This window comes from Paenibacillus nitricinens, from assembly GCF_052056485.1.
Lineage (GTDB): Bacteria > Bacillota > Bacilli > Paenibacillales > Paenibacillaceae > Paenibacillus_AQ > Paenibacillus_AQ nitricinens.
The window spans coordinates 3,164,594-3,190,961 of the sequence record NZ_CP183948.1 but is presented as its reverse complement, the minus strand read 5'-3'; the positions used below and the strand labels follow the sequence as shown (position 1 = coordinate 3,190,961).

27 protein-coding genes, 6 tRNA genes and 1 other annotated feature are annotated in these 26,368 nt (G+C 40.0%); of the genes, 5 read left to right on the top strand and 28 right to left on the bottom strand.

The window, feature by feature from the left end:
• Positions 1-67 precede the first annotated feature (67 nt).
• From ACN6KS_RS14250 to ACN6KS_RS14200, 11 genes are all read right to left on the bottom strand, one after another.
• Complete coding sequence (locus tag ACN6KS_RS14250) at positions 68-412, bottom strand: DMT family transporter (RefSeq protein WP_341134714.1); 345 nt, start codon at positions 410-412, stop codon at positions 68-70.
• Positions 413-429: 17 nt separating this feature from the next.
• Positions 430-756, bottom strand: coding sequence for a DMT family transporter (locus tag ACN6KS_RS14245; protein WP_094868686.1), 327 nt, complete (start codon positions 754-756; stop codon positions 430-432).
• Positions 757-769: 13 nt separating this feature from the next.
• Positions 770-1,303 carry a TetR/AcrR family transcriptional regulator gene (locus tag ACN6KS_RS14240; RefSeq protein ID WP_094868685.1) on the bottom strand — a complete coding sequence of 178 codons (534 nt, stop codon included), beginning with the start codon at positions 1,301-1,303 and terminating at the stop codon, positions 770-772.
• An 89-nt stretch (positions 1,304-1,392) separates the two neighbouring features.
• Positions 1,393-1,869: a GNAT family N-acetyltransferase gene (locus ACN6KS_RS14235; RefSeq protein WP_094868684.1), complete on the bottom strand. Its 477-nt coding sequence runs from the start codon at positions 1,867-1,869 to the stop codon at positions 1,393-1,395.
• Positions 1,870-1,914: 45 nt separating this feature from the next.
• Complete coding sequence (locus tag ACN6KS_RS14230) at positions 1,915-3,015, bottom strand: serine hydrolase domain-containing protein (RefSeq protein ID WP_440962270.1); 1,101 nt, start codon at positions 3,013-3,015, stop codon at positions 1,915-1,917.
• Positions 3,016-3,151: 136 nt separating this feature from the next.
• On the bottom strand, positions 3,152-3,337 hold the full coding sequence (locus ACN6KS_RS14225) for a hypothetical protein (RefSeq protein ID WP_094868682.1): 186 nt from the start codon (positions 3,335-3,337) through the stop codon (positions 3,152-3,154).
• Positions 3,334-4,638 carry a Ger(x)C family spore germination protein gene (locus ACN6KS_RS14220; RefSeq protein ID WP_094868681.1) on the bottom strand — a complete coding sequence of 435 codons (1,305 nt, stop codon included), beginning with the start codon at positions 4,636-4,638 and terminating at the stop codon, positions 3,334-3,336. Before ACN6KS_RS14220 ends, ACN6KS_RS14225 begins: the two co-directional genes overlap by 4 nt.
• The gene (locus ACN6KS_RS14215; protein ID WP_094868680.1) at positions 4,635-5,735 is read right to left on the bottom strand and encodes a GerAB/ArcD/ProY family transporter; all 1,101 of its coding nucleotides are present in this window, start codon (positions 5,733-5,735) and stop codon (positions 4,635-4,637) included. The genes ACN6KS_RS14220 and ACN6KS_RS14215 overlap by 4 nt, the downstream gene beginning before the upstream one ends.
• Positions 5,732-7,435, bottom strand: a complete 1,704-nt coding sequence (locus ACN6KS_RS14210) for a spore germination protein (protein WP_440962269.1) — start codon at positions 7,433-7,435, stop codon at positions 5,732-5,734. Before ACN6KS_RS14210 ends, ACN6KS_RS14215 begins: the two co-directional genes overlap by 4 nt.
• Positions 7,436-7,603: 168 nt before the next feature.
• Positions 7,604-8,698 (bottom strand): phosphotransferase, encoded by a 1,095-nt coding sequence (locus ACN6KS_RS14205; RefSeq protein ID WP_440962268.1) that lies wholly within the window; start codon positions 8,696-8,698, stop codon positions 7,604-7,606.
• Positions 8,699-8,787: 89 nt separating this feature from the next.
• On the bottom strand, positions 8,788-10,344 hold the full coding sequence (locus tag ACN6KS_RS14200) for an ABC-F family ATP-binding cassette domain-containing protein (RefSeq protein ID WP_440962267.1): 1,557 nt from the start codon (positions 10,342-10,344) through the stop codon (positions 8,788-8,790).
• Positions 10,345-10,576: 232 nt separating this feature from the next.
• Here ACN6KS_RS14200 and ACN6KS_RS14195 point away from each other — a divergent pair, with 232 nt between their 5' ends.
• Positions 10,577-11,161 carry an AAA family ATPase gene (locus ACN6KS_RS14195; RefSeq protein ID WP_341134708.1) on the top strand — a complete coding sequence of 195 codons (585 nt, stop codon included), beginning with the start codon at positions 10,577-10,579 and terminating at the stop codon, positions 11,159-11,161.
• Positions 11,162-11,341: 180 nt separating this feature from the next.
• On the opposite strand, the gene ACN6KS_RS14190 is transcribed toward ACN6KS_RS14195, so the two are convergent.
• The 6 genes from ACN6KS_RS14190 to ACN6KS_RS14165 form a co-directional block, all read right to left on the bottom strand.
• Positions 11,342-12,229 (bottom strand): RsiV family protein, encoded by an 888-nt coding sequence (locus tag ACN6KS_RS14190; protein ID WP_094868676.1) that lies wholly within the window; start codon positions 12,227-12,229, stop codon positions 11,342-11,344.
• A 1-nt stretch (position 12,230) separates the two neighbouring features.
• Entirely contained in the window at positions 12,231-12,743 is a 513-nt protein-coding gene (locus tag ACN6KS_RS14185; protein WP_094874874.1) for an RNA polymerase sigma factor, read from the bottom strand.
• An 89-nt stretch (positions 12,744-12,832) separates the two neighbouring features.
• Positions 12,833-14,866, bottom strand: a complete 2,034-nt coding sequence (locus ACN6KS_RS14180; protein ID WP_440962266.1) for an acyltransferase family protein — start codon at positions 14,864-14,866, stop codon at positions 12,833-12,835.
• 137 nt (positions 14,867-15,003) lie between these two features.
• Positions 15,004-16,077 (bottom strand): stalk domain-containing protein, encoded by a 1,074-nt coding sequence (locus ACN6KS_RS14175; RefSeq protein WP_440962265.1) that lies wholly within the window; start codon positions 16,075-16,077, stop codon positions 15,004-15,006.
• Between the two features lie 291 nt (positions 16,078-16,368).
• Positions 16,369-17,355 (bottom strand): phosphotransferase enzyme family protein, encoded by a 987-nt coding sequence (locus ACN6KS_RS14170; protein WP_094868673.1) that lies wholly within the window; start codon positions 17,353-17,355, stop codon positions 16,369-16,371.
• A gap of 199 nt (positions 17,356-17,554) precedes the next feature.
• The gene (locus tag ACN6KS_RS14165) at positions 17,555-18,106 is read right to left on the bottom strand and encodes a YdhK family protein (RefSeq protein ID WP_094868672.1); all 552 of its coding nucleotides are present in this window, start codon (positions 18,104-18,106) and stop codon (positions 17,555-17,557) included.
• Positions 18,107-18,281: 175 nt separating this feature from the next.
• On the opposite strand from ACN6KS_RS14165, the gene sleB reads away from it, so the two are divergent.
• A complete protein-coding gene (gene sleB, locus ACN6KS_RS14160; protein WP_094868671.1) occupies positions 18,282-18,920 on the top strand; it encodes a spore cortex-lytic enzyme in 639 nt (212 codons plus the stop codon).
• Positions 18,921-18,966: 46 nt separating this feature from the next.
• Here sleB and ACN6KS_RS14155 read toward each other — a convergent pair whose 3' ends face one another.
• From ACN6KS_RS14155 to ACN6KS_RS14115, 9 genes are all read right to left on the bottom strand, one after another.
• On the bottom strand, positions 18,967-19,233 hold the full coding sequence (locus ACN6KS_RS14155; RefSeq protein ID WP_341134706.1) for a CD3324 family protein: 267 nt from the start codon (positions 19,231-19,233) through the stop codon (positions 18,967-18,969).
• 111 nt (positions 19,234-19,344) lie between these two features.
• Positions 19,345-19,417, bottom strand: a tRNA-Phe gene (locus ACN6KS_RS14150).
• Between the two features lie 18 nt (positions 19,418-19,435).
• Positions 19,436-19,508: transfer RNA gene (locus ACN6KS_RS14145), tRNA-Phe, on the bottom strand.
• Between the two features lie 18 nt (positions 19,509-19,526).
• Positions 19,527-19,599: transfer RNA gene (locus ACN6KS_RS14140), tRNA-Phe, on the bottom strand.
• Between the two features lie 18 nt (positions 19,600-19,617).
• Positions 19,618-19,690 (bottom strand) — tRNA-Phe (locus ACN6KS_RS14135).
• A gap of 18 nt (positions 19,691-19,708) precedes the next feature.
• A tRNA-Phe gene (locus ACN6KS_RS14130) sits at positions 19,709-19,781 on the bottom strand.
• Between the two features lie 18 nt (positions 19,782-19,799).
• Positions 19,800-19,872: transfer RNA gene (locus ACN6KS_RS14125), tRNA-Phe, on the bottom strand.
• Positions 19,873-19,925: 53 nt separating this feature from the next.
• Positions 19,926-20,166, bottom strand: a binding site (T-box leader).
• Positions 20,167-20,252: 86 nt separating this feature from the next.
• Positions 20,253-20,786, bottom strand: coding sequence for a GNAT family N-acetyltransferase (locus ACN6KS_RS14120; RefSeq protein WP_094868669.1), 534 nt, complete (start codon positions 20,784-20,786; stop codon positions 20,253-20,255).
• 387 nt (positions 20,787-21,173) lie between these two features.
• Entirely contained in the window at positions 21,174-22,187 is a 1,014-nt protein-coding gene (locus ACN6KS_RS14115) for a zinc-dependent alcohol dehydrogenase (protein WP_440962264.1), read from the bottom strand.
• 367 nt (positions 22,188-22,554) lie between these two features.
• On the opposite strand from ACN6KS_RS14115, the gene ACN6KS_RS14110 reads away from it, so the two are divergent.
• The 3 genes from ACN6KS_RS14110 to ACN6KS_RS14100 all read left to right on the top strand — a co-directional run bounded on the left by ACN6KS_RS14110 (position 22,555) and on the right by ACN6KS_RS14100 (position 24,361).
• Positions 22,555-23,643 (top strand): DUF1648 domain-containing protein, encoded by a 1,089-nt coding sequence (locus ACN6KS_RS14110; RefSeq protein ID WP_440962263.1) that lies wholly within the window; start codon positions 22,555-22,557, stop codon positions 23,641-23,643.
• Between the two features lie 248 nt (positions 23,644-23,891).
• Entirely contained in the window at positions 23,892-24,212 is a 321-nt protein-coding gene (locus tag ACN6KS_RS14105; protein ID WP_440962262.1) for a hypothetical protein, read from the top strand.
• Positions 24,209-24,361: a hypothetical protein gene (locus tag ACN6KS_RS14100; protein WP_341134701.1), complete on the top strand. Its 153-nt coding sequence runs from the start codon at positions 24,209-24,211 to the stop codon at positions 24,359-24,361. The genes ACN6KS_RS14105 and ACN6KS_RS14100 overlap by 4 nt, the downstream gene beginning before the upstream one ends.
• A 70-nt stretch (positions 24,362-24,431) precedes the next feature.
• Here the strand turns inward: ACN6KS_RS14100 and ACN6KS_RS14095 are convergent, their stop codons facing one another.
• Both ACN6KS_RS14095 and ACN6KS_RS14090 read right to left on the bottom strand, forming a co-directional pair.
• A complete protein-coding gene (locus tag ACN6KS_RS14095; protein ID WP_042127555.1) occupies positions 24,432-24,698 on the bottom strand; it encodes a CD3324 family protein in 267 nt (88 codons plus the stop codon).
• A gap of 195 nt (positions 24,699-24,893) precedes the next feature.
• The gene (locus ACN6KS_RS14090) at positions 24,894-26,288 is read right to left on the bottom strand and encodes a protoporphyrinogen oxidase (protein ID WP_094874866.1); all 1,395 of its coding nucleotides are present in this window, start codon (positions 26,286-26,288) and stop codon (positions 24,894-24,896) included.
• Positions 26,289-26,368: the final 80 nt, after the last annotated feature.

The window sequence follows — 26,368 nt, the reverse complement described above, 5'->3', positions numbered from 1 at the left end:
ACAAAAATTAAACTAAATAAAAAGACTATCGACAAGTAGAATGTCGACAGCCTGAGCGCCTGTTTTATCAGGCTGCTTCTTTTTTTGCAGAAGGTGCATTTAATAAAACTACCCCTCCTACGATTAAAACGATTCCGGCAAACATAAGAATACCAAATGAATCTCCCCACACGACAATGCCCACAATCGCAGTTAGAACAGTACCTACACCCGACCAAATCGCATAAGCTAAGCTTAACGGTAATTCTCTAAGACTTATGGACAAACTATAAAAAGCTATGACAAAGCCAATAATAACCCCGATAGAAGGCAGTAATTGCGTGAAGCCTTCAGACAGTTTCAACATAGTTGTCCCTACGACTTCGCTAGCAATTGCTATACTTAGAGCTATATATCCTACATTTTTTTTCATGCTGCACCCTCCAAATTCTAATGAGCCCCACCAGAGAGCTTCATAACAATTACGCCACCAATGATGAGTAGTAAACCTAATAATTTCTTACGGTTAAAGCTCTCTTTATAAATGAGTACGCCAATTAAGGCTGTCAAAGCTGTACCTACCCCTGACCAAATCGCATAAGCTGTCCCTAATGGAATGGTTTTAAGCGCTAAAGAAAGACTATAAAAAGCGAAACCCATTCCAAGGATGACTCCAATGGAAGGAAGTACCTTTTTAAATCCGTTAGATACTTTTAGCATGGAGCTACCAAATACCTCAAAGATGATCGCTGCTGCAAGCAATACATATGAATTCAAAGATAACCTCTCCTTACTCTGTCATATTTATTAATTTTCGAATGACTTTCTCGCGTAATTCATCATCCAACGCCCCTAATCCGAACATTTCAGAATACCATAAGCCATCTGCTGCCAACCTAACAATAGTAGAAACTACAGGATCAATGCCGTCGTTCTCTATGTTTTGTTGCCATTTGGCATATTGATTTTGAAATTTCTGAAGGATATCCGGATTTGTAAAAAGAGCAGCTGTAAGCGCTGTGCTTATCTCTCCGCCTTCCATACTATCTTCACTCATTACCTCCGTAAATGCTCGGCTCCACTTCCCTTTTTCAACCGTTGCATTCATAGCCCTGTCTTGCAGAGTGGTAAAAAAATCATTCGTTAACTCTTCCACCATCCCTGTTATCAAAGCTTCTTTATTGGGAAAATGGTGCAGTAATCCGCCTTTACTGACTCCAGCTTCTTTAGCCACAGCTTCAAGCGTAAGCTTCTCCACTCCGTTATTTTTCACAATCGTGGATGCAGCGATTAAAATAGTTTTACGTTTAGAATTACTGTTCACGTTGATCACCTCTGTTATTTACTATACCGTCTGGACGGTTTTCTGTCAAATTAAAAATAGCCTGATCATTCAGGCTTATTTCACAAGTATTAGATTAAATCTTTAATATACCAAGCATCACAGGCGAAATGCTCCGAGCCTGCTAAGGGGGCGGGTAAAAGCTTGAATCCATTTTTCGTATAAAAACGGTTAGCTCCATGCATGTTCTGTAATGTCTCTAAATAACATTTGCTATAATGAAGCTTAGCAAAATCCAGAGCCGTATGTAAGAGTTCGGAAGATATCCCACTACCTCTAACGGACTGAGATAGGTACATTTTTTGCAACTCACATATGTTCCCCTCATTCCCGAAAGGTGCAATTCCGCAGCCTCCTAATACTTCCCCGTCCTTTTCAACAATCCAATAAGCCCGATTCTCGCTTTGATTGTAATATTCATATAAATGACTTAAGCTGTCATCTTCCCACGCAAGCCCTGCTCTGTTCCCGCCAAACTCAATCAGGCAGTTCCTAATGATCTGTTCAATTGTGCGATTATCGTTCATATGTATGCGTCTGATGTTCATCTTTAAATTTCCTCCAAGCCGTTCTGATTCATTCGTGATTATACATTATTCTGATTCTAACACATTTAAAAGAAGATCCAATAATTCTGATGTTTGGACACCTTCCACATTGCTAAGTATAATAACTGCTGTTCCCTTAGAAATATCCCTATAGATAAACGATGAAAATCCATTGATCGCTCCGCCATGTGCGTAAATCAAGCCTTCTGCATCATTTATTCCCCATCCCAATCCATAGCCATTTTTCTCCGAGGTACGCATTGCCCTCCATGAACCAGCATTAATAACTTTTCCTTCTTCAAGCCCTTGGATCCATTTATACAAATCATTCGTTGTAGAATAGATTCCCCCTGCTGCATAAGGTACTGTCATGTCAATATCCATTGCCGGGTACCTTTCGGTAGCTTCCCAATATCCTGAGGCAATATCATCTGTAATTCTATCTTTTTTTAAGTATCCAGATCTCCCCATCCCTAATGGCGACATGATATGATCCTCGATAAACTGACTATAAGATTGGCCACTTACATTTTCAATAACAGCCCCAAGTAGTATATATCCTGAATTACAATAAGCGAATTGGCTTCCGGGTTCGAATTCCAATGGTTTATTTAAGAATTTAGCGATATTCTCTGAGACACTTACCGGGATATCCATCGTGCTTATGAAATCTGGAAATGCTGTTAAGTTCGGAATTCCTGCGGTATGGGTTAATAATTGGTAGAGCGTAACATTTTCATAAGGATAATCTTCAATATATTTTTGAACAGAATCATTAATATTAAGTTTACCCATTTCTTGTAATTGCATGATCGCTGCAGCTGTAAATGCTTTTGTCAAAGAGCCGATTTGGAATACTGTATCTGATCCGTTTAATTGCATGGTCTCTGAGTTGGCCATATTATATCCTTTTGCAATCTTAACCTTGTTATCCTCGACGAGTAATATAGAACCTGAGAACATATTTTCTTCCATAATTTTATCAACTTTTTGTTCAAAGCTTAAAGTCTGCACCACAGGTTCTTCTTGAATCACTACCATATTTTCATCTGGATGAGAATCTACATTACTTATAGTTGAAGAAGAACATGACGAGAGTACAAAAATCAGACAGACGAATAGTAACTTCAATGAGAACCGATTCATAAATAACACACCCTTCATCCCAAATAAAATAATGGTCCAAGCTCTTAATAAGATTGTAAGCTTAAAACACTTCTTATAATAGGCTTTCTATTTCGGTTTTAGTGTCATTATTTTCGGATATGTGAAGTTATGTTTTTTACATGCCTCTCAACAAACTAAAGACCAATGGTAAAAATAACGTGAGACCGGCTAGAATCGCCGCTCCAACCGCACCTCGGTAGTTTTTTTGCTTCCACAGTGTGGGGGTTAGGCTGCCAATGTAAATGCTTCCCCACAAAGAAATGATCCCGAGTATAACGATCTTCATGACTTGAATAATCATTTTACCATTTCATCTCCTTCCACAGCGGGACCCACTTGGTCACCATGTTTTGTCATCGTAAAGTCGATATCTACTTTGTATTTGGTATCCTTGATATGATCACGCCATTTATATCCATACCATTCCTGTAGTGTCGGAAAAGTTGCCCTTAATCGGTTACCAATATGAAAACAATCAACATTCCATTCATACAATGTTTTATCTAGAAGCTTTGAAGCCTGCTGGATCAGCTGCTCTTCCACTGCTTCCTCCAAAATTATTGTGTTTTTGGGTGTAGTGTAATCAACATTTGACATAGAACCTGATAACTCCCCCTCCATATGAGCAATAAATGTAACGTTAATCTGATCGTCTTTCCGCTTTAATTTAAGCTTCGTTTTTTTCTCCGCATTCATATTAAGGGTTACATTGTATTTAGAATCTAATGGATCGTGAAATTCCATGACTGTTTTTTCGAAATCACCACGTAGAATGTTAAGTAATTTCGTTTCCTGAGCGGTGAGATAACCTATCATTTTTTGACCTTTATACACGGCACTGCCAAAAAAATCGATAGGTGTTTCTCCAGTTCTATGAAGATCACCTGCATATATATCGCTAGCAATCGTTTGACGGTCTTTCGATTCTGATGATGCCTCACCCATCTCATGGTTATTGGTATTTTTATCAACACTAGGATGTACTGCGGACAAAATCGTTGTGCCTCCAGTTCCTGGTTGCTCGATATCCATAATAAAATCGTGAAACCGTGAGTTCTTAGGTGTAATTGCTCCAATATTATGGGGGTCCATTTCTAACTCAAACCATAAATCAATATCGTTTTCCATCTTAGGTTTAATATTATTAATGTAAGTTTCTGCGCTCCCTCTTGCCGTAATTACATTGACGGTTCTGCGGAATTCTTCATTTCTTACTACCTCACCTAAAATGGGCATGATCCCTTGCCGAGTGACTCCATCTCCCAGAATAAAAGCTTTAGAATGAATCAAGGTTAATCTTCGAGCTATAAAACTTTGGCTAGTAAGGAGGGCTGCGGAAAGACTAGCACCCTCTTCTGAAAAAATACTAACGATACGATTCTGCCCCGAAGGGCTGTTATCTCCACTATTCATGCCACCGTTCGATTTGGGCATCGCGAGTGCAAACGTATAGATGTAATCATTGTTAGGACCTGGATCAACGCCTATAGCCATAATAAAAGCCATGTTTTCGGGATCGAGTCTATCCCAGCAGCCTGATAACATAGGAACAACTAGCAAAAGAAGAACGTACCTGTTTATGATCCGTTTAAATCCTCTCATGTCTTTTGTCTCCCCATTTTAGTTCTGACTAGACCGACAAACCAAGTGAGCAATGGTAAACCTATAGATAAGATTGAACCATACGTTCGCAAAATTTCACCGTCCCAAGCTACGGCAGCCATCTCGCTTCTAGGTAGTAAAGCAAAAGTATATACAAGGATAGCCAAAGGAAAAATTAATGGTTTAACCTTTGTCAATCGCAATATTTGAGACATTGTTGCTGCAGCACAATATAACCCTATGGCCAATTTAATGACCGCACAAATTAACCAAGCGATAAGAAATACACTTTCTAATCGTTGAATCCACCGACCAAAAATGATCAGACGGCTTACTTCATACATAGGAACGTTAAGTCTAATGGCCGTTGGGTACGGAAACACAAAGAGGTACACGACTGTGGTGCTGAAAAGTATGATCGAGGAGATTGCAATACACCACCAAGCTGCTTTACTACAATCCTTAGCTTTTCGCATTCTGGGGAGCAAAAAACCGAATACAAGCATTTCTGAAAACAAAGAGCTTTTTATGATGCCTAACTTTAGCACATGTGAACGCCCTGTTCCCCAGAAGGGAGACAACGCGTTTACTTCTGAATGCGTAAATAACCCACCTAATAGGATAAGCAGAACACTTCCGATGATTAACCCAATCGTGATCCAGCATAAACGTCCAACAGCCTCAATCCCGGAATGCGCAATGAAAGCAATGGGAATGAGCAATGAGATTTGAATAATGTTCATTGGCGTGCGAGGTAAAATATCAGAGGCCAATAGCTCCGAGAACTCACGCAGGACCAAAAACGTGATCATAAAGAAAAAGCAAAAATATATAAAATTCAAAAAAGTACCGATCCACGCGCCCCAAATCTCTTCCGTTGCTTCAATTAAGGTGGCACCTTGAGAAGCATTGTTAAGCACACCTTTGATGGCCCACCAAGTCAGAGGACAAAGCGCTGAAGCAATGAGAACAATAATCCAGGCAGCAGTACCCCCAAGTTCAGCAAGTGATCTTTGAAAGGGTAAGAATATTTTTGTGATTATAAAAATGATCCCAATGGAAGCAGCTTCTTGAATCCCAATATGATTTTTTTTCATGAGTAAGCACCATCACCCTCTTGATCAGGTGTAGTGGGAACGTCCGTATTTTGAGCATCTGGTTGTTTAAGTCTCTTGCGAGGTCGCACTGATATCGGTCGCTTATTTTGTTTGTACATAGGACTACGTAATAGTGAATTTTCACCAGGATGATGAGGCGTAATCGGAGCAAAACTAGGCACACCAAAATGATTGGATGAAATCCAATCCGTCCACAAAATCATCGACAATAAAACAATCCCAATTAAGCCCATAAACGAAGCGCAGGCCAAAAAAACAAACCGGAGAATACGGGTTGTGAATTGCATGTTATAGTTAGGAATCGTATAAGATGCTAGAGCTGTAGCAGATGTAATGATTACCATGATGGGACTAACGATATTAGCTTGCACCGCCGCTTGTCCCAATATTAAGGCACCCACTATCCCGATCGTTGGACCAATAACGCTGGGAATCCGAACACCAGCTTCGCGAATCAATTCAAACATCGATTCTAACAGGAATGCTTCTGCTGCTACGGGAAGTGGGACAGATTCTCTTGTACTTGCAATCGCCAGAACTAGAGTTGTCGGAATCATCTCCTGATGATAATTTGCAACTGCAACAAATAGAGCAGGCAAATACATGGATAAAAAGAAACCCACCGTCCGAATAATTCTAAGAAAAGAACTATATTGCCAACGAAGATAACTGTCTTCAGCTGTCTGTAAGAACAAGGGAAACTGGCTGGGAACAATTAAAGCGAACGGTGAATTATTCACCATAATACACACATAACCATCTACAATTTGCGTAGTTGCCCGATCCGGCCGCTCTGTACTGAGCAGTCCTGGATAAATGGAGTTTGGTCGATCGTCGATCAGCTGTTCAATCATTCCACTATCACCGATATAATCGATTTTTATAGCAGCGATTCGTCTACGCACCTCGTTTACAAGCTCCGAGTTAGCAATTGATTTCAGATAAATAACCGAAATTTCTGTTCGTGAAATCGTCCCAACAACTCCTGTTTCGACCATTAGATCAGGAGTGTTAAGACGTCTTCGTATCAACGACAGATTTGTTTGCAGATTTTCCGTGAAGCCTACTTGCGACCCAAGGATTACGTTTTCTGTTTTAGGGCTTTCCAAGCCCCTTTCTTCCCTACCCTTAACGTCAATCGTTACCGCTTCATTTAAACCATCAACCATTAGGACTGCTGCACCGTACAGTATCTCCTGAACAATATCCTCCAGGGTTGAGGTTGAACTGATTTGACCATTCCTAAGAATTTCATCCTTGAACATATCAGATTTAAGGGGGAGATCCTCTGGAAACTTGGCCGTTAACAATGGATTAATGACAGTTTCGTATAATAAAAGGGAGTCTACTTGACCATCCATATAAACAACAGTACCCTTTGTTAGATTGGGACCTAGCACAATGGAGCGTATAATCAGCCCCTTACTCTTAGGATAGGAGAATTTTGTTTTCAGCCAATTCATATTCTCCTCCATATCACAAGACATGTTTAGGAGATTATTTGCTCCCTTAACAGGCCTAGCTTGAGGCAAATTCACCTGAGTCTCATTCGTTGACTTATTGTCAATGTTTGTTGTCTCATCTATTTCCCAATGGCCAAGTGAAAAAGAATCACGGGAGTGAGTATCCTGCGATATATCCGCTAGCACGTATTTTTTTAATTTACTCCAGCCATTCATCAATCTCATCTCCTACAACGAATCTTCGATATGGATGAAAGTAGTATTTCTTCCAACCTGTTTAATTATGCGGTTTGAAATGCTGCCGGCAGCTAATTTACATTGTTTATCCATAAAAAAAAGCGATTCATTCATCCATAAAAATCCCGATGAGAATCGCTTATAACCTTACCTATATGCCTTCAACGTGCTGCATTCTTCTGCCATTTCACGTTGAATATTAATAATTTGTTCCAGCCGGGCAACTCGATCCTGAAGCTTTAAGTAATCAGAGTCAGCACACAGCTGAGTGGATAATGAAAAGTATTGTGGTACTTCCCAGACACTACGTAAAGCAGTGCTTAAACAATAACCATATCTTGCAAGGGATTCGTCCCCCTGCCATCCGCTTGCCTTTAATCCCTTGATATACGAATGGAATAAAGACTCTTTGAATTCCTCGTAACGATCGATAGGAATCACACCAAGACTCATATTTACGCCAAACATTTTACCAAGATCTTCACCTAAACCTGATAAGCTCATAAATTGCCAGTCTATCAAGACTAACTCTCCGTTTTGAGTTAGCAGCATATTCATTTGACTAAGATCCTGATGAGCTAATACTCGCGGCAAGCGATGGAGAGCATTCAAATTATTGTCTATCCGCTTCATGAAGCCTTGGAACCAAGCCCAAAGACTTTGGTCGTTGTCTCTATATAAATGATGAATATATTCTTCAGGGTTAGGTGCATACATAATACTCGAAGTAGTCCAGGATCTAAGCCAACTTCTACATATCCATTGGTCATTAGGAGTGTTCTTTCCTGAAAGATAAGCTCCATTAAACCGGCCTAACCGTTCAGCGATAATATCAAACTGCTCCTTCGTATGTGCAAATTGCCCTTCAATTCGTTCCATCCATAACCATACAGTACCATCTACTTGCTCCTCAACAAGATAACACTTAGGAGCTTGGATTGAGCCCGGAAGCTCATCCAGAATCTTAGATTCAAAGACTAAGGCTTCTCGTCGCCAGTAATTGTGATGTGCTGGATCCTCTTTTTCTGCACTATCAGACTTAATGATTTTTAATATGATTGACCATGGAAGCTGCTCGTGATTAATTAATGCGATACCCTGAAGATGAAAGATACCCGCTGTTGTAAAGTTAGGTGTTTTATAATCTAAATCCTCGCATGTGAAATTAACTATTTCTACTTCTTGTTCTCCAAAAATTTGTTGAACACTGATGTTAAGCTGATCCATTTTATTCTCTAACACATAGCCCCTCCCATTATCCATAAAAAAGCCTATAAAGCGTAACTGATTCGTTAACACCTCATAGGCTTGTTCAATAAAGAATTGTCTTATTAGAATACTTTTGTTGTCCAGTCTTCGCAATTCCAGATATCCGTCACAATGTCTTGATAAAAATCCGGTTCGTGAGAGATCATGAGAATGGTTCCCTTATATGCTTTCAGCGCACGTTTCAGTTCATCTTTGGCATCGATATCCAAGTGGTTCGTCGGCTCATCCAATACGAGAATGTTGGTCTCACTGTTAATGAGTTTACATAGACGCACTTTAGCTTTTTCTCCACCACTTAGAACAGCAATCTTACTTTCGATATGTTTCGTGGTCAGTCCACATTTGGCAAGGGCAGCACGTACTTCGAATTGTGACAGGGATGGGAATGTATCCCAAATTTCCTCGATACAAGTCTTGTAATTACCTTCCTTCATCTCTTGCTCAAAATAACCAATCTCCTGATGGTATCCACGTTCTACGGAACCGGATATTGCTTGGATTTCGCCTAAGATGCTGCGTAGCAAGGTGGTTTTACCAATCCCGTTCGCACCGACCAACGCAATCTTTTGTCCACGCTCCATTAATAAATTAAGCGGTCTGGACAACGGGGTGTCATATCCGATAACCAATTCTTTAGCTTCGAAAATCATCTTGCCCGCAGTTTTACCTTCTTTAAAGTTAAACTGTGGTTTTGGCTTCTCTTTTGCAATCTCGATGATCTCCATCTTGTCGAGCTTTTTCTGTCTGGACATTGCCATGTTACGAGTAGCCACGCTGGCTTTGTTACGCGCAACGAAGTCTTTCAGCTCTGCAATTTCTTGTTTCTGGCGGTTATAAGCAGATTCAAGCTGTTGTTTTCTCATTTCGTAGACCTGTTGAAATTGCTCATAATCACCCACATAACGGGTCAGCTTTTGATTTTCCATATGGTAGATCAGGTTGATAACGCTGTTCAAGAATGGCATATCATGTGAAATCAGAATAAATGCATTATCATACTCTTGAAGATAACGTCTCAGCCATTCAATATGCTGCTCATCCAGATAGTTCGTAGGCTCATCTAGGAGCAAAATATCTGGTTTTTCAAGCAACAGCTTCGCAAGCAAGATTTTGGTACGCTGACCACCACTAAGATCAGCTACGTCACGATCCAAACCAATATCTGTGATTCCTAGACCGCGCGCGGTTTCTTGTATCTTCGCATCGATCATGTAGAAATCTTGATTTGTAAGCGTATCTTGGATCGTACCAACTTCTTCAAGCAGCTTTTCCAACTCTTCAGGCGACACGTCACCCATTCTACCGTACATATCATTCATCTCTTGCTCAAGATCAAAGAGGTATTGAAAAGCGCCTCTGAGTACATCTTGAATGGTCATGCCTTTGGTCAACACTGCATGCTGATCGAGGTAGCCAACACGCACCCGCTTGGACCATTCAACTTTACCTTCATCCGGTTGCAGCTTTCCTGTAACAATATTCATAAAAGTGGATTTACCTTCGCCGTTAGCGCCGAATAATCCGATATGCTCGCCTTTTAGAAGACGGAATGAAACATCCTTGAAGATCGCACGATCTCCAAAACCATGACTTAATCCTTCTACATTTAATATGCTCATTTATGGACACCTTTTTCTTATTTTTCTCGCTATATTATAAGCAGGATTACACAAAAACTCAATGGAGAAGCAAAAAAATATCATATTTCGGCCTATAATACGAAATATCTCAGGTAGTCTGTTCCTATCTGTGTGATGGAGATATTGCAGTGGCGATGGCTCACTATCTTTTATATGATAGTATGCAGAGATACATTATGGAGTTGAATTGAGGTTCTAAGGAGAGACAATGATGAACAAACTTGTATTTTTTTTAGGGCCAGCTGGGGCAGGCAAAACGACATTAGCTAAAGCGATCGCTTCCCGGCGTAAAGTACCCTTCTTTGATATGGATATCCTCTTAAGACCAGCGGCTGATGCCATCATGACCTTTCACGGATTGGACCCGGCAGACAGAGACTCCGCCGACTACAAAAGATTATGCCGTGATTTAGGCTACCGGATTACGATGGACGCCGCACTAGACAATATTAGCCTAAATGTAGATGCATTTGTAGTTGGACCATTTACCAAAGAAGCTGCCAATCCTGACTGGATCTGCAGTGAGTTATCTCATATCGGACGTTCTCTGCAAGATGTTGAGGTCAAAGTTGTTTTGGTCGAACTAGCTGATGAGGAATTGTACCGGAAGCGGATTCTAGATAGACAATCGCCATTAGATGAATGGAAGTTCCAGCATTGGGATGAATTTCGTAAAGCATTTGGAAACCGTAGTGTGAAGTGGCCGCTTCCAAGTTCCAATGTGAAGGTGGTCGATAATTCTAATCCAGACATAACGAAGACTGTGGCTGTGGTGGAGCATTTTATCTACGACTAGGAATGAATTAGCTCTTCAATAATCATTCGTTTACGAGCAAGCATAAACGGCTTCGGCGTCCTTATAAGGACAGTAGTGTTTAAGCGAGAAATATAAGGATAAATTATAGTGTACACTTATACTTTCTTATATTTGAATAAAGACCGGCAAAGAGAGAACTCTCCAGCCGGTCTTTTATTATTACTGAATATACTTCTGACTTACCAGATCCCCTGCTATGACTTCAGTTGGGATCACGAATTCAACAGAACCCATAGAACCTGGAGCTATATCATATTTATTAAACACAATCACAAGCTTGCCATCATCATTGATATAGAAGCTCTGATCTTTTGAAATAGAAGTAAACATATCAGTTGACACTTCATCCCCGTTCTCCGGGATCCAATACACAATATCGGGGTCAGCCTTCATTTGTGCAATCATCTGCTCTTTAATATTTTGGCTAATCCGCTCAATGTATTGCTCATCCTTAAATAACATTGGTAATGTAATAAGGATTTGGTTCACTTTGTCTATCGTATCAAAAGCAACTTCCTCAGAAGAAGAACCTGACGTTTCTACAACATATCTTCCAATGGAGAAAATACGATCATTGTCTGTTTTGACTTCATAATTCGTGTCCAGACCCAAATGACCTCCGCCCTGCTTCTTCAACTGTTCAATCTCAGATTGGAACTTTTCGTAGAGTGCCTTATTTTCGCTCAAATACTTCTGGTTTAATCCAAGCTCGAGATCCTTGTTCTCCATATTCGTAACGGCAGGAACTTTGATATTGGCATCGTAGTTATCCTCCGCTACTATATATTCTTTAATGGTTAGCACTTTAATGAGTCGATCGACACCTGGAATGGCAGATAATGCACTCGCCACGGTTATACTAGTGTTAATCGCAATCAAAAAGACAATAGCAGCAACACTCACACTGGCAAACCATTTATATTTCAACCGTTTTTTTCTTCTTTCTTTAAGTGATTGCTTCAGAGAGCGATTCACTATTAAATCTAATTGTTCTGGAATAGGAACCTCGCTATATTCCTTATGTAAATCTTTTAAATGGTCTACCATCTTACATAATCTCCTTTGAGGCTTCATCCTTCAGTTTCACCCGCAATAACTGAAGTGCCTGATACAGTCTTGTTTTTATCGTATTGTTGTTCTCGTTTAGAACTTCCGCCACTTCACTAATCTTCATATCTTCAAAGTATCTCAATACGATCACGCTTCGGTATTTCGCCGGCAGATCTTCAAGGGTTCTTTTCAAATCTATATCCGAGTAAACATCCTCTGCACCAGGACAATAGACATCTATCATCTCTGGCTCCATCGTCTGGACCTTTTTATTTCTGCGCAGAAAGTCTAGCGAAGTATTCACGACAATACGGTAAAACCAGCTTTTCACGGCATCAGGATTCTTCAACAACTCAAGATTATCCATCGCTTTATAAATGGAATCCTGAACAATATCAAGAGCATCCTCTTTGTTTTTGACATAGCTGTAGGCGAGTCTGTAGACATTCTCTTTGTTTTCGATGATACAATTGGTTAGTATTTTTTCGGTTTTCCTATTCAACTTCAACATTGTAGATTATCCTTCTCTGTTTGTTATCTAGTGTTGTAATAGGTGTAAGACGTTTAGCGAGTTCAAAAAGTTTGGAGAATTAATTATTTTTATTCACTATCCAAAGCTTTCGCGAGAAGTGAGGCGTAATACTTAGAACCCTCAGGCTTCAGATGCACGCCATCTTCGTAGAAATAATCGTCTTTCCCTTCACTAGCAGAGTACCAGTCTACTACGGTCGTATTACTATATTCACTGGAAACTTTTGAAATGTTGTGATTCACATTATTTTCCCACTTCCTTGGGACACGTGTATTGACCAAAAGAATCTGCTCAGCATCACTTAGTGAATCCAGGAGATTACGTAACTGCTTTGAACTAAAAGATCCGTTAGTCCCCAGCTCAATGATCACCTTTTTACCTAACCGGCCTTGAGCTTTAAGCTGATCCACTACCTCCTGAGCTTTCGCCATCTGACGACCAATTTCGCCCTCGATGACAATACCAGGTACTTTCTTTGAGAGGTATGGTGCTACGTCCAAAATGACAGAATCTCCAATGGCCGTAACGTCATTCCCAGCTTGACTCTTCACAGCCACAGGTTTTTTTTCTTCGGGAACAGTTTTGTTCACATCTGATTCAGGCTTAGACACTTCTTTATTAATAGTTCCCACTTTAGGATCAGGTTTGTTCACTTCAGGTTCGGATGTAGCTGTTGTCATGGCTGGTAAGGATGGTTTATCAGTTTCACTCTTGTCTATCGCTTTGCGATCTTTGGGATCATCCTTTATTCCCGAATCTTGTTGTTCTTGCTGTTGCAGTTGTTGTTCTTGCTGTTGCAGCTGTTGTTGTTCATACTGCATATCTGCCGATTCGATCGCAGACGTATCCGATCCAGCATTTAACAAATAGCCTTTACATGCAATAGGGATAAGAATCACAGCAATAATAGCCATTAAGAAGCCTGGACGAAGACCACCCCGTCGTTTTACACTGATGTTCTTCCAAGTTTCCTTAAGTGAACCTCGACGAATAGGCTCCTCTACATACTTATATGATAATGCTGCTAGAAGAAAACTTACTCCTACCTGAATGATAATACGAAGTATGCCGCTTTCTTCAGTACTCACATTCGGACTGCTAAGGATAATAACTGGAAAATGCCATATGTACAAGCTATATGATCGCAACCCGATCCAACGCAAAGGTTTACAGCCTACGATCGATCCCAGGCGGCTAGCAGGATGAGCGAGTACAGCAATAACTACTGCAGCAATCAAAGAAATCACTAGAAACCCACCACGGTAAAGCAAATCATCAAACTCATTAACCTGATTAAAAAGGACTAACAATAGTATGAGTCCTAATCCCCCAACAATATCAAGCATACGCCGAGCCGGTTCTGAGACCTTATCATTAAGTTTCTGACTTGGCCAAGCAACTGCAAGTGCTGCTCCAATGAGAAGCGCAAATACGCGAGTATCCGTTCCATAATACACTCTACTTGGGTCTGTGCCCGGTACGTAGATCAATGCCATCGCTAAGGCCGAGACTGCAGCGCAAGCCATAATCCATGCAATAAGCTTACCTCGCCGACGAGCGATTTTCATCACGAGGATGAGAGCTATTGGCCATAGAATATAAAACTGCCCTTCAATAGAAAGCGACCATAAATGTCCGATCGGAGATGGTGGGCCAAAGCTTTCAAAATAGGACATATTATGAAATATTAGCCACCAGTTGTTGAAGTAAAATAAGGAAGACATAAAGTCACCCTTGAGCCCAAACAATCTTGATGGTTCTATAATTAAAAGCCATATGGCAACCACAAAAAGCATGACGACCATCGCAGGCAACAGCCTCCGCGCCCTACGAACCCAAAAGTCTAAAAGGTTCAGTCTTCGGTGCCGCTCCCACTGGGTAATGATTTGGTCAGTTATGAGATATCCTGAGATAACAAAAAATATTCCAACGCCGAGAAGTCCACCCTCAGCCCATTTCAGATTCAAATGATATGCGATTACAGCGAGTACTGATAAAGCCCTCAGACCATCAATTCCTGGCACATAACGCCTGCCGCCTACAGATTGTATAGAAGACTGGCTCCTCATATTATTTCTGAAAAGCTTCGTGTTGTCTTTCATTATGTTTCAGTCCTTACCGTCGATTTATCGTTCCATTAGTAAGACGCTGTAAACGCATGAAAAGTTCTGTAAACAAGTGAAAATGTTATTAATTAAAAAAGATATCTGGCAGAGAAATCTGCCAGATATCTTTTCTATTAAATACCCTGCACTTCAATCTGTAGAATATCTGTTACAAATTGGACAGGGACATACGTTTTATTGTCTTGAAGCACTGGAGCAGTGCCTAATGCTTTAGGAGCCATTTTTGCTATAAAATAAGAATCTTTGTTAATAGAAACACTCGTCCACTGTGCTCCCTTCATTAACTCAGATGTTTTGGTAGATTGATTCCACTTCAATTGAAAGTTTAATTGATTGGCTAAATCACGTAATGATAGCATCAGCACACCTTGCTTGTTAGTGAAATTGGGGATTTTTTTCAAATCAAGCTTAGCTGCGTCCGTGGAATTACTATTCAAGCTGAAACGAAACTCTGGTGATCCTACATATCCAGGTGCAATACTATATTTAGGGAAGACAACCACTAATTCACCTTTATCGATATAAAATGACTGCTCGACTGAAGTTCCTTTGTACTCTTCCAAAAAATACTTGTCAGTATCTTTTTTAATCTCCGCAAGAATATCTGCATCGAGCTTCTCTTTGTAGTTAGCACCGAGCAGATCTGAAAGAGTAACCAGTTGTGCCTCAGCTACATTTCTCACATTATAAGTATCAATCCGCGGCATGCTGGTTCCACCTTCAGAGCCTTCAGTAATAACCGTCAAGGAAATAACACCTGCTGGATTACCTGTTCCATCTGACTTCAGTTCATAAGCGATATTAAGAGTGTAGGGATGGTAGTCTTTATTATCTGCTTGTGCTTTTTTACCCATTTCAGCGGCGTCATGCTCCCATTGTGCCAAATCCTTTTCAGCATGAGACAAAATAATATCATTCAGCTCATCTTGGTATTGCTTGTCCAGCATGCCTGTTAGTTGTGGCACTTTAATATCAGCAAATAGATATTTACTTGTTGTGCTAAGAACTTTTTCTTGGATCTTAACGCCAGTAAGCGCTGGGGTCGTAGATTGCACCATTGAAGAAACACTAGCTGCTACTGATGTGGATGCCATCACATGAACCGGTAAGGAAGCTAAGCTCACCCCCATAATTGCCGCACATCCAACTGCACTCATTTTAAATAGATTTTTTGTTGTTTTGTTCATATCTCGTCATCCTCCATCTCTATTTATAAGTGCCTTCCGATGACACTCATTAGCTAGGACGCAGGGGGACCTCTAAAAAGTTTGCTGATTTTCTAATTTAAATAAAATTTCTTCTACTTCTGTACCCTGAAACTCTACGTAAAAAGGCTGGACAGCATCATTTAGACAATACTCTAGCCGCAGTCTGAGGTTTTTCCATGTGAGCATATTCATTGCTTGTTCTATGGAGAAAAAGCCCACTTCCAAGCTTCGAAATATACTTTGGAGGTGTCATATCGGTTACCTCCGTCATTAAAGCTCTAAACAAGCTTTGTCATTTAAAGCATCGTGGATATTGCGGGCAAGCCACACTCTATTCTCCTCACGTTGTGACTCCGAAAACTCTTGAAATAACAATAGCACTAATTCCAGTCGACGCTTCTCAATAAAGAGCGGGAGCTCTTCTAGCCACTTATTGTCGAGCGCATACTCTCGATTATACCCCTTCATAAAGGACTTCAACATGGCTGCCGCAAGACCAGAAGTTCTACTCTGCTCTACTTCCAGTTTGCTCCAATCCCCAAAGATAGTCGAATAATAAACGGCAATGGCAATATCATGCACCATATAGTCGTATCCGCAATCATCAAAGTCAAACACGGTGATCTGCCCCTCATGCACGAAAAAATTACCCGGATGCAAATCACGGTGACATAGTCCATAACCTTCTCGATGCCGCGGCAACTGGTTAATGTGATCATTTATTTGAAGCAACTTTTCAAAAAGCTGCTGTTCAACAATACCAAAGTTAGCAAAGTCAAACTCTAGCTTACCCTGATGTGGTCTTGCCAGAACACTCTCCGGACGCTCGTATTGCAGAGCTAAAGCATGCATTCTTCCTGTTACCTCACCCCATTGCTCAAAAAGATTTGTTCCCCAATAGGGATCGGAAGCATTAACATGACCACCAGGAGCTTTCTCCATTACACAGATCATAAATCTTTCCCCATCTTTGACTAGCGTTTGTACCAAACTACCATCCTGAAAGGGAATGGGGGGAGCCAGTTGCACTCCATGCTTTGCAAGATGATCCATAAAGTCAAGTTCAGAGATAACCATCTCCTGCTCCTGATGAGAATGATGAGTTACACGTAAAATAAATTCATGAGCATCTTTTGGAAAGCTATAAACAACATTTTCAAACCCACCAATATACTTTATCGTTGTCCAATCTACTTGAATCTGTTGTGCAGCTTGCTTAAGCATCTCTTCATCGAATTTCACCTGCCAGTTAGGCATTTAATCACCCTCCTACCTTCTAAAGAAAATACCATTTAAATGGAATGTTTTACAAAGTTGTGTTTTATAAAGATATTTTAACACTTCACTACCCATAAAAGAACAATCAAAAAGGTAGGAGCAGCCTAGACCTTTAACAAAGTCTATGACTGTTCCTACCTTATTTTTTTCATTACTTATGGACTTAAATTTATTTTGGTTACTTTTTAGCTGAAAGCTCGTCTTCCGTTACCCATTTATGATTTTTCACTTTATCTCCACCCGTAGTCGGTGTGTAATCAATCATATATACCGTAGTGTGTTCAGCCGCGTTAATTTGAGCGGTTGCACCTTTCATATCTTTCATATGGTCAGCTTCCATTACAACTTCTGAGCCGGATTCATAGGGTTTGTCGGCTGCTTTTTTGATTTCTTCATGAATAATCCACTTGTGGTTTGTAACTGGCATTCCACCTGTTGTAGGTCTATAAGAAATCATATAGGCTGTAGTATCATAAGCTCCAACTATCGTTGCTGTTGCCCCTTTCATACCTTCCATATGATCCGTTTGGATAATCGCTTTACTTCCTATTTCAAAAGCAGGATGCTCTGCCACTTTCAAATTATCGGGTACTTCACTTGAACTAGAGTGTGCGGTATGTTCCATTTTTCTATCGTTTGAAGACATTTTATTGCCATAGCTATTGTCATTACCACATGCGCTTAGAGTAAGTGCAGCTGCGATTATGAATAGAAATATTTGCTTTTTCATATATAAAACCTCCGAAGTTGATGTGCCTCTGATTATTCATTTACCCATTTCATAAGATCACAAACCGAATGAAGTATTTTTAAAAATATAAAGTGATTATTAGATTACCAATAAATGAGTGTTGTCTCAGTTATTGAAGGTTATTTATAATGTTTTCTGAAAGGAGGCTACTACAATGAAGACTAAAATATTCACTTTGTTGCTTCTTTTGGGTCTGGTAAGCATGGCTACGATCGGTACGGCTAGTGCTGCTCCGGTATTAACCGTAGGGAATTCTTCTGGAGATGTGTGGGATCTTCAGTATCGGTTAAAAACTCTGGATTTCTATACTCAGCCTTTAGATGGTGTATATGGATCACAAACGAAGGCTGCCGTTGCTAAATTTCAAAAGGCCTACGGATTAAATGCCGATGGAGTTACTGGTTCAAAAACTTGGAATTCTCTTAAAAAATATACGCTTAATATTGAGGAAATGGATATTCTGGCGAAAGTCATTTACAGTGAATCCCGCGGTGAGCCTTATAAAGGTCAAGTCGCAGTTGGCGCTGTAGTTATGAATCGCATACAATCAAGTCAATTCCCAGACAATATTAAAGACGTTGTATTTCAAAAAGGCGCATTTACAGCCGTATCTGACGGTCAATACTGGCTTACTCCAAACCGGACCGCCTATTTAGCTGCTCTTGATGCTGTCCGAGGTTGGGACCCAACAAACCATTCAATCTATTATTTCAATCCTGATACAGCTACTAGTGCATGGATCTGGACTCGTCCTCAGAACTTAAAAATTGGTAAGCATATATTTGCGAGTTAATCCTTCGAATAAATGTAATAGCAGGTCAACCACTACGGTTGACCTGCTATTTTTTACTATAAACGATTTTCTTAATACTATCCTTAGAAAGACAGTATTCACCTGAGAGCTGGTCGACGGTTGCACCAGCAGCAAACCTCAGGCAGATCTCAATATTTCTTGATTTCAAATATTTTCTACTCCCTGACTTCTCGCCCCATTTTATATGTAATTCTTCAGGCTTTGAAACGTAGACCATACCACCGTTTATATATTTCTGTATTTCTTGTAGTAACTCTTTAGGGAAGATTGTATCTGCATTTACATATTTCATAATTAATCTACTCCTCAAACTGTTCAAATTAAGATGAAATAACAAACAACCTGTCTAACCATCATGGTCGGACAGGCTGTTTTTATAGAAAGCTTACTATTAAAGTTAAGATGGCTCGGGACGGGGTCGAACCGCCGACACTAGGATTTTCAGTCCTATGCTCTACCGACTGAGCTACCGAGCCTTGCTATTAAAGTTGAGATGGCTCGGGACGGGGTCGAACCGCCGACACTAGGATTTTCAGTCCTATGCTCTACCGACTGAGCTACCGAGCCTTGCTATTAAAGTTGAGATGGCTCGGGACGGGATCGAACCGCCGACACTAGGATTTTCAGTCCTATGCTCTACCGACTGAGCTACCGAGCCTTGCTATTAAAGTTGAGATGGCTCGGGACGGGATCGAACCGCCGACACTAGGATTTTCAGTCCTATGCTCTACCGACTGAGCTACCGAGCCTTGCTATTAAAGTTGAGATGGCTCGGGACGGGGTCGAACCGCCGACACTAGGATTTTCAGTCCTATGCTCTACCGACTGAGCTACCGAGCCTTACTATTAAAGTTAAGATGGCTCGGGACGGGATCGAACCGCCGACACTAGGATTTTCAGTCCTATGCTCTACCGACTGAGCTACCGAGCCTTGCAGGGATACAAATATTTTTTCTAAATGGAAACAAAAAGACCCCTCGTCCAATAAGGGACGAGGAGCCGCGGTACCACCCTAAATTAGAACTATTCTGTACAAAAAACAGAAATGTTCTCACTTAAATATTTAACGGTTAAAACCGGTACACCTCTACTTGCCAACAATGGTTTCAAGGGACTGCTCCGGAGTGAACTTCGATCAACCCTTTTCTCTAGAAACGCTCTCAATCTCCGGCGTTTCCTCCCTGTAAAGAGGTATTGAACTACTTTTCTCCATCAAAGCATTTGTTTTGATATGTAATTTTTATTATTGTATGCCCTGATCCACTATAAGTCAATAGAAGAAATAATTCCCTCGCTTCGATTTGATTAGCTTTATCCATTACAAAAATTAAAAATCATCTTTAATTCATCATCAAAAGACTTCTTACATTCTTCTTGAAAGCTATTACCAGTATATTTTTTTAGTGTCTTTCTCCAAAAATGCTGGGCTCTCCTATTTGTAGCTGTGGGATTGGTTTGTAGCTCCCATTTTCCAATATGAAGATTAAATACCTCCTTAGCCGCACGTTCAGCGATTCCCGTACCTCGGAAGGGGCGCAGGATAAAGAATTCGTTTAAATAAAATTCACAACCTGGTGATGTATGAGGTGGTGTGGCAACTAATGCAAAGCCAGCAGGAATACCATCCTCTTTTATTAAATAAGGATATAAAATCCCCGGCTTCTCCCACCATATGTCGAAGACTTTGTTCTGTTCATTCAGCGTCTGTGTTTCATTATCCTCGTATACCCCGTATTGATTAGGAAGGTTCCCCCATATCTCTGATAGATCGTGTAAGTATAGTGGGTAGAGATTGTTAATCATAAACTTCGTTGTGCTGTCAGTTAATGTTACGGTGATCTTCATTTCATTCACTCCTTCCCATCGAATGCTTGGATGTATTTATGGCGATCACTTAAATAACGTTCTGTGTAGTTATCTTTTGTATAATCCTTAAGCACTTTTCGCCAGAAAGCTATGGCAGGTTTATTATTTTCCATTTGAATTGTAGAATTGATAAAGATTAGTCAATGCCTCTTTATCTTCAAACGTTACTGGAACAAGATTAATTTCCATCATACCTCCACGTTTTTTTCTAATTTAACTTCTATACTCAGTATAATTACGACCACACTCCAGTAATATGCCATGTTCAATTAGAATTAAATTTTATATAAAGTCTTTATTTTCTAAAATAAAAAGAGTTCACCTGAGTTTTACACTCAAATGAACTCCAATATCATTAACTGATGGTTAAGTAAGATCTACAATAACCTTGATCGTTTCTTTTGCTGCAATCGCTTTATCGAAGGCGGCTTGAATATCCTCTAATTTATAAGTCTGTGTCACCATAGTAGAGATATTCGTTTTCTTGTCGTTAATATGTTCAATTACCTTTACAATATCTTCATGTGTGTATCCACTAGCTCCAACTATGTTAACTTCTTTACTCATCACTTGAGCAAGGCTTATAGGTACTTCATTTTTATAAACGGCAATGATTGCAATTCTTGCTTGTGGCTTTACAATCTGCATCACTTGTTCAAATAATATTGGAGCGCCCGCTGCGTCCACAAAAGCATCTACATTAGGTACACTAACGCCGTATACGTTCACTTCGCCGAAGTGTTTGATTAAACCCTCTGCTAATGTTTCAGTCGACGTATTAACTGTTAATGCGCCTAATTCTTTTGCTTTATCCAAACGCCAGTTGTCAATATCCACTACGCAAACATCTTTAATGCCTTCACCAATTAATCCTGCAGCTGCAGATAAGCCAATAGGACCCGCACCTAGAACTACGATTTTTTCACCTAGTTTGGGCAGTACGCTAAAAGCGCCATGGAAGCCTACGCTTATGGGTTCCATTAATACAGCCTCTGTTGCCGAAACGGAATCATCAAATTCATAAAGATTATAATTTAGTGCTGCATCTTCAATTAAGACATATTGTGAAAAGGCTCCTACCTCCAACGAATAACGGCGACCTGCACGTTTTGCAGTAATTGGATTCACACCTACACGCATGCCAACTTTCAAATCGCTTTCCGCATCAGAACCTAACAGGGCGATTTCACCAAACATTTCATGTCCAAACTCTGAGTTGAAACGAATACCCATTTCAGAGCCTGCTTTCACTATATTAATATCTGTACCACAAATTCCACCCGCTAAAATACGAATCAACGCATCTTTTGCTCCAACTTGAGGTATTGGACGCTCTTCTATCCCCACACTATTTTGACCGTGATAAATGCCGACTTTCATTATTCATTAACACTCCTTATTACTATCTATTACTTTCAATACTTTCATGGTAGTAGTTATTAAGGAGTTAAGCAATCTACAAAAATACTGAAAGCGTTAATAAAGCAACAGTTGATTCAAATAGATGTACTTGCCACAATTCAGTTGTCAGATGAGTAGCTCTGCGTAGCAAAAATATCTGGATAAATTGTTAATCCAACCCTTATAGTCATTAAAATCGTTTATAATTAAATTTATGTTCAAGTTGATTACCTATCCTAAGTTAATAGGATAATCATACGCAAAAAGGCATAGTGATGAATCGCCTATGCTATAAGGGTTATAGAGTTTTCAAATACACACTTATGTATAAGAGGAGGCGAATGATATGACGATAATGCCTGTTATAGTAATGATCTTTGTATTTGTACCTGCCATTGTACTCATGGTAAGCATGCCTTATTTATCAAGAGAGACGATTAGTTTTGGGGTCACCGTCAGCGCTGTACAATTCCAAAGTGAGCCTCTGCGCCAGATGCGGAAGTCATATGCTTGGATTAGTGCTACCTTGCATACCATCCTATTCATTGTTTGTATCATCTGTCTAATGTACGGTGATGAACATTCCAAGCAACAAAGTTGGATCACTGTCACTTATTCACTCGCCATGATCGTAATCTCCCTAGTCATAAACATAAGCTATCGTTTCAAAATGAAAAGTTTACTACCTATGCTGCCTGTTGCTCCGGAACCATCGATCATGGCAGTGGACACTGGATTTCGGAAAAGAAACATTGGCTTGTCTAGTATTTGGTTCCTCATACATGTTTTAATTATTGTTGTTAGTATTGTAACTGTGCTACGCAACTACGATCTGATTCCTGATCAGATTCCGATCCATTACAACAGTAGTTGGAACGTAGACGGCTATGCAGCTAAATCTTATAGTACTGTATTTATGCCTACGATAATGCAAGTGTTGATCACACTTTTGTTCATATTTGAGAATTGGAGTATTCGCAGAGTGAAGCAGCAGGTTCAACCCACTGATCCTAATCGATCCATCAGACAAGACGTAACTTACCGCCGTACTTGGTCATATTTTATGATTACAGCAAGCTTCTTAATAGTTATCCTGTTTTCCGTCGTGCAACTAAACATGATATCTCTGCTTAATATGAATTTCTCTATCCCTATTATCCTAATCATAATAGCCCTTATCATCCTATACGCCTTCGCCTTAACGTTCTGGGCTGGTCAGGGCGAAAGCCGCTTGGAGCGATCTGCCGATCACTCCAATGTCAGACCTGTCCATGATGATGATAAATGGCGATTAGGTATGATTTATTTCAATCGCAAAGATCCAAACCTAATCGTCAAGAAAAGGCTCGGAGTCGGCTGGGGATTAAATTTCGGTCACCCAGTAAGCTGGCTGTTTTGGCTCGGAATTATTGTACTGTTAGTTGTGGTGCGGTAACAAGGCTTGGAGGTTAATATTCACCGGAGTATTCTAGCTTTCAACAAATAAATATTTTCGCTTCCAAATTAGTCGCCATCCACATTAAACAAGCAGATTCTGTATACAGCCTTTCATTTTCTTTTTAGCTCGTTGAATTCTTTTTGAGAAGAAACGCTTTATAGCAAAACTTAAGAGGAATCAGGAATATCATGGAATACAAGATTACTTCGAGTGACTACTAAATCAAATGATAAGGATGATTGCTAATGAAAAGGTTTAGTCAATGTTTTATACTTTGTACTATGGTTTTTGCTTTATTAATGCCATCCACTGTGTTTGCTGCTGATAAGAAATTACTCAATGAGGCAAATATTACTTTGTCTAGCGATGTTATTCCTGTGGGTGAAACTACAAAAATAAAAGTTCGCTTACTAGCTGAAATGACCAGTCTTACATATGCAAAATTGACACCAGAAGCTTCTGATGAATCCATACTTACCGTTGAATCGGATGGATATTCCGAGGTTGGACTGAAGAAAGATATCCAATTACCGTTCTATCCAAGGTTGCTTACGAACAAAAGATGAAAACACCTCAAGAAGTGTTAGATTTCACAACCTATTCTAATCAGATAGGAGCTTTTACAGCAGCAAATAAAAAAATGGATGAAGGCGTGAAATATGAAGGACATTTTGTAGACGGGATCGATAAATATCGGAAAAAGTATGGTATTTAAGATTGAATGATAATTAAATCCTAAAAATCCACGTCAGAGCTTCCTCTAACGTGGATTTTTAGGATTACAGCTATTTTTTTGTGTAAACAATCTTCTTAATACTGTCCCTTGATAGGCAATATTCATCCGAAAGCTGGTCAACCGTTGCTCCAACGGCAAACCTTAAACAAATCTCAATATTTCTAGATCTTAAGTATTTTCTGCTCCCTGACTTCTCGCCCCATTTTACATGTGCTTCTTCAGGCTTAGGGATATATACCAAACCACCGTTAATATACTTCTGAATTTCCTCTAATAATTCCTTTGGAAAAATCGTATCTGCATTTACATATTTCATAGTCACTCTGCTCCTTAAACTTTTTTTGAGTTTGAAGGTAGCAAAGTCTATTCTAAAAACAACCCTGCACAGTGCACTGGCGGTAAATCAATTTTTATTCGCTCTATACAAACAACCGCCGTTGTTTATAGTCTAGACTTTGCATAGAGCTTATCGCTAATTTTAATTTTCTCACTATTGTCCGCCCTCCTTTGTTTAATGTGTAATTACTTGTTCCAAAATACGTTCCGCTGTCTTCTCTCCATTTGCAATACAATCGGGAATACCCACACCATAATAAGAACATCCAGCAAGGATTACATTCGGATAATGATCTGCAATCTTCTTCTCTAAGGATACTACAATCTCATGATGGCGTTTGTGGTAATTTGGCATAACATCATGCCATTTGGTCACATCGTGGGTAACTGGTTGTCCAGTAATTCCAAGACTGGTCTGTATATCATTCAACGCCACCTTTAATAATTCCTCTTCTGAAAGCTTAATCAAGGACTCATAATGCGGTCCTGAGCTTTTATAAAAGAGTCTGACAAGCAGACGTTGTTGACCAGACGTGTGCTCCCACTTGCGACTTGTCCACGTACAAGCATTACAAAGAACATCGTCACTGTTGGCTGTTATGAACCCTGTACCGTTCGCTGGCAGTTGACTGTCAGGGATATCAAATCCTAGATACACACTAATCATAGAGCTGTTAAACAACTGTTTGAAATCTTCATTCAGCGCTTCGTCTTGAAGTAAATCTTGTGCAGTAGAATGCATCGTTCCTAGTACGGCAAAATCGCTGTCCAAGATTCGCCCATCGGCCAGTGTTACTCGGTACTGTTCTCCATCCTTTGCAATGCGCTCGGCCCGAATCCCTTTGATGATCTCTACATCGGACAGCTGTTCTTCCATAGCATCAATCAGAGCAGACACACCACCCTTAAAAGACATAAACTTCTTATCGCCGTTCCCCTGGAATTTAGCCTTATTCGCGGACAATCCCTGAATAATACTTCCATATTCATTTTTATAATCAATCAAATAGGGAAGGGTCGAGGCAATGGTAAGTTCACTCAATTTCCCGGAATATACACCTGATAGGACAGGTGATATTTGCTTCTCGACAAGTTCTTTTCCAAAGAAAGCTTCCAGAAAATCACCTACAGAATCGTTTTTCGTAAAACGATCATTCGGAGTATAGAAATCTTTAAGTGCTTCAACTTTACCTTCAGCAGAGATCAAATCTGTAGTAGCAAGCGATTCAATACTGAGAGGGATGCCAAAGACTGCATCTTTAGGTATTTGCTTCAGCTTACCTTCTGTGTAGATGTATGATATTCCTGTCGCGTTATATACAACCTCATCCTGAATACCTAATTCTTCAACCAATGGGGCTACATTTGTCTTGCGAGTGACAATTGAATCAGCACCAGATTCCATGATGAAGTCCTCATGCTGAAGTGTTCTGATTTTTCCGCCTAGTCTATCGCTGGCTTCAACCAAAATGATTTTTACATCCAACTTATTATACTGTATAGATTTCTGTAGATAGTAAGCGGTAGACAATCCAGTAATCCCCCCGCCAATCACGACGACCGTTCTCAAGCGTTGACACCTGCCTCTAAAGTTATAATCTGTTAAATTCAATTGAATACATTATATCATAGGGATTTATATGTAATAAC

Bases quoted from the DNA above. Each gene is read 5' to 3' on its own strand.
- ACN6KS_RS14250 (WP_341134714.1), bottom strand. From the start codon at position 412: ATGAAAAAAAATGTAGGATATATAGCTCTAAGTATAGCAATTGCTAGC.
- ACN6KS_RS14235 (WP_094868684.1), bottom strand. From the start codon at position 1,869: ATGAACATCAGACGCATACATATGAACGATAATCGCACAATTGAACAG.
- ACN6KS_RS14230 (WP_440962270.1), bottom strand. From the start codon at position 3,015: ATGAATCGGTTCTCATTGAAGTTACTATTCGTCTGTCTGATTTTTGTA.
- ACN6KS_RS14225 (WP_094868682.1), bottom strand. From the start codon at position 3,337: ATGATTATTCAAGTCATGAAGATCGTTATACTCGGGATCATTTCTTTG.
- ACN6KS_RS14220 (WP_094868681.1), bottom strand. From the start codon at position 4,638: ATGAGAGGATTTAAACGGATCATAAACAGGTACGTTCTTCTTTTGCTA.
- ACN6KS_RS14215 (WP_094868680.1), bottom strand. From the start codon at position 5,735: ATGAAAAAAAATCATATTGGGATTCAAGAAGCTGCTTCCATTGGGATC.
- ACN6KS_RS14210 (WP_440962269.1), bottom strand. From the start codon at position 7,435: ATGAATGGCTGGAGTAAATTAAAAAAATACGTGCTAGCGGATATATCG.
- ACN6KS_RS14200 (WP_440962267.1), bottom strand. From the start codon at position 10,344: ATGAGCATATTAAATGTAGAAGGATTAAGTCATGGTTTTGGAGATCGT.
- ACN6KS_RS14195 (WP_341134708.1), top strand. From the start codon at position 10,577: ATGAACAAACTTGTATTTTTTTTAGGGCCAGCTGGGGCAGGCAAAACG.
- ACN6KS_RS14190 (WP_094868676.1), bottom strand. From the start codon at position 12,229: ATGGTAGACCATTTAAAAGATTTACATAAGGAATATAGCGAGGTTCCT.
- ACN6KS_RS14185 (WP_094874874.1), bottom strand. From the start codon at position 12,743: ATGTTGAAGTTGAATAGGAAAACCGAAAAAATACTAACCAATTGTATC.
- ACN6KS_RS14180 (WP_440962266.1), bottom strand. From the start codon at position 14,866: ATGAAAGACAACACGAAGCTTTTCAGAAATAATATGAGGAGCCAGTCT.
- ACN6KS_RS14175 (WP_440962265.1), bottom strand. From the start codon at position 16,077: ATGAACAAAACAACAAAAAATCTATTTAAAATGAGTGCAGTTGGATGT.
- ACN6KS_RS14170 (WP_094868673.1), bottom strand. From the start codon at position 17,355: ATGCCTAACTGGCAGGTGAAATTCGATGAAGAGATGCTTAAGCAAGCT.
- ACN6KS_RS14165 (WP_094868672.1), bottom strand. From the start codon at position 18,106: ATGAAAAAGCAAATATTTCTATTCATAATCGCAGCTGCACTTACTCTA.
- sleB (WP_094868671.1), top strand. From the start codon at position 18,282: ATGAAGACTAAAATATTCACTTTGTTGCTTCTTTTGGGTCTGGTAAGC.
- ACN6KS_RS14155 (WP_341134706.1), bottom strand. From the start codon at position 19,233: ATGAAATATGTAAATGCAGATACAATCTTCCCTAAAGAGTTACTACAA.
- ACN6KS_RS14120 (WP_094868669.1), bottom strand. From the start codon at position 20,786: ATGAAGATCACCGTAACATTAACTGACAGCACAACGAAGTTTATGATT.
- ACN6KS_RS14115 (WP_440962264.1), bottom strand. From the start codon at position 22,187: ATGAAAGTCGGCATTTATCACGGTCAAAATAGTGTGGGGATAGAAGAG.
- ACN6KS_RS14110 (WP_440962263.1), top strand. From the start codon at position 22,555: ATGACGATAATGCCTGTTATAGTAATGATCTTTGTATTTGTACCTGCC.
- ACN6KS_RS14105 (WP_440962262.1), top strand. From the start codon at position 23,892: ATGAAAAGGTTTAGTCAATGTTTTATACTTTGTACTATGGTTTTTGCT.
- ACN6KS_RS14100 (WP_341134701.1), top strand. From the start codon at position 24,209: ATGAAAACACCTCAAGAAGTGTTAGATTTCACAACCTATTCTAATCAG.
- ACN6KS_RS14095 (WP_042127555.1), bottom strand. From the start codon at position 24,698: ATGAAATATGTAAATGCAGATACGATTTTTCCAAAGGAATTATTAGAG.